1 protein-coding gene is annotated in these 1,753 nt (G+C 37.7%); it reads right to left on the reverse strand.

All coding sequences use genetic code 11. The annotated features are described in order from the left end of the window. Nucleotides 1-985: 985 nt before the first annotated feature. The coding region (locus tag QQK25_RS24635; protein WP_284190024.1) for a Ty1/Copia family ribonuclease HI at nt 986-1,753 on the reverse strand (768 nt) is incomplete at its 5' end.

The following is a 1,753-nucleotide window of genomic DNA, read 5'->3' on the forward strand; positions in this document are numbered from 1 at the left end:
TATTAGGGCCAATTTCACAATAAAACTTTATAATGTTCAAAATAACTAGAAATGATGCTCTGTCTTTATATTAACTGTCTCTTATTTATCAGGTCAGACTGTCTTTTTAAACTCACTGTTACAAGTACAATGGCACCATATTTATATGGCAAGATGCATGCCTTACACCCTAATATAGTGACACATGTCCTACACATGTCACTTGGCATGTAAATAAGAAAATACAAGATGACACCTATATGCCACTTAATGTTTTGACCATGCCACCTCATGCTATGCATGCTTTGTCCATGCCACCTCATGCTTTGAAGCTAACCATAGTTAGGAATAAACTTAACCATAGTTAAGAAGAATTTACAACACTCCCCCTTTGGATTTTCGATGTGCACATGCCAAGATATTTTCTTCCAAGTCTTCAGTGAAATCTTCCTCTGAGTTAGTATCATTTTCGATGAGAAAAACCCTGTGGGAAAAACTCTATCGAACAAGATAGAAGGAAGATAGCGTCAATGATACTGCCTCGTTAAAACCTTGCTTGGAAAACCCAGTGGGACAAAACCAAGGCAAAGGAAAAAGAGTACACTTGCTATCATTACATTATCGTAGAAATTTGCTTCCATAAAATATCACATTTCGACTGAGTAAAAACCCAATGGGAATAAAACCTCATCGAACAGATATTGCGCTGGATAGACTGCCTCATTAAAACCTTTCCTGGAAAACCCTGTGGGAAAAACCTAGGTAAAGGAAAAAGAGTACAGTTGCGCTTTAGCTTTCGTGGACAATGCTCCCCCTGATTCGTTCACATCTTGTTGTCTGTCTCATTCCAATATTGTATACCATTTTCTGAAATATTTTAGTTGGAAGAGATTTTGTAAATAAATCAGCAACATTTTCGCTTGATTTTACCTGTTGTATTTCTACTTCATGGCTTTTCTCCAGTTCATGAGTGTACAGAAAATATTTAGGTGGAATATGCTTCGTTCTATCCACCTTTGATTTGCGCAATACATGCAGCGTTATCTTCATAGATAATAGTAGGGAGATTTGTAACTGGAGATAGTGCACATGAATTCCGAATATGATGTACAACAGATCTCAACCAAACACATTCACGACTGGCTTCATGGAGAGCTATTATCTCTGAATGATTGGATGAAGTAGCTATAGTTGTTTGTTTAGTAGACTTCCAAGAGATAGCTGTACCTCCACATGTGAATACGTACCCTGTTTGAGAATGAGCCGTATGTGGATCAGAGAGGTAGCCCGCATCAGCATAACCAATTAATTGGCTTTTGTTGGATGATTCATTTGAAAAGAATAGACCCATATCAGTGGTTCCGCGTAAATAACGCATGATATGCTTAATTCCATTCCAATGCCTACGAGTAGGTGCTGAACTAAACCTGGCTAATAAATTTACTGAAAAAGCAATGTCAGGTCTAGTACATTGAGCAAGATATAATAATGCACCGATGGCACTTAGGTATGGAACATCAGGGGTAAGTATAGATTCATTATTTTCCCTGGGACGGAACGGGTCCTTCATTGGATGAAGTGATCTGACCACCATTGGAGAACTTAACGGATGACATTTATCCATATTGAAGCGTTTCAATACCTTCTCGGTATACATTGCTTGATGAACAAGAATTCCATTTGAAACATGTTCTATTTGTAACCCAAGACAATATCTGGTCTTTTTAAGACCTTTCATTTCAAATTCCCTTTTTAGGTAGTTTACCGCCTGAGT

The sequence above is a fragment of the Zoogloea oryzae genome (genome assembly GCF_030161255.1).
In the GTDB taxonomy this organism is placed as follows: domain Bacteria; phylum Pseudomonadota; class Gammaproteobacteria; order Burkholderiales; family Rhodocyclaceae; genus Zoogloea; species Zoogloea oryzae.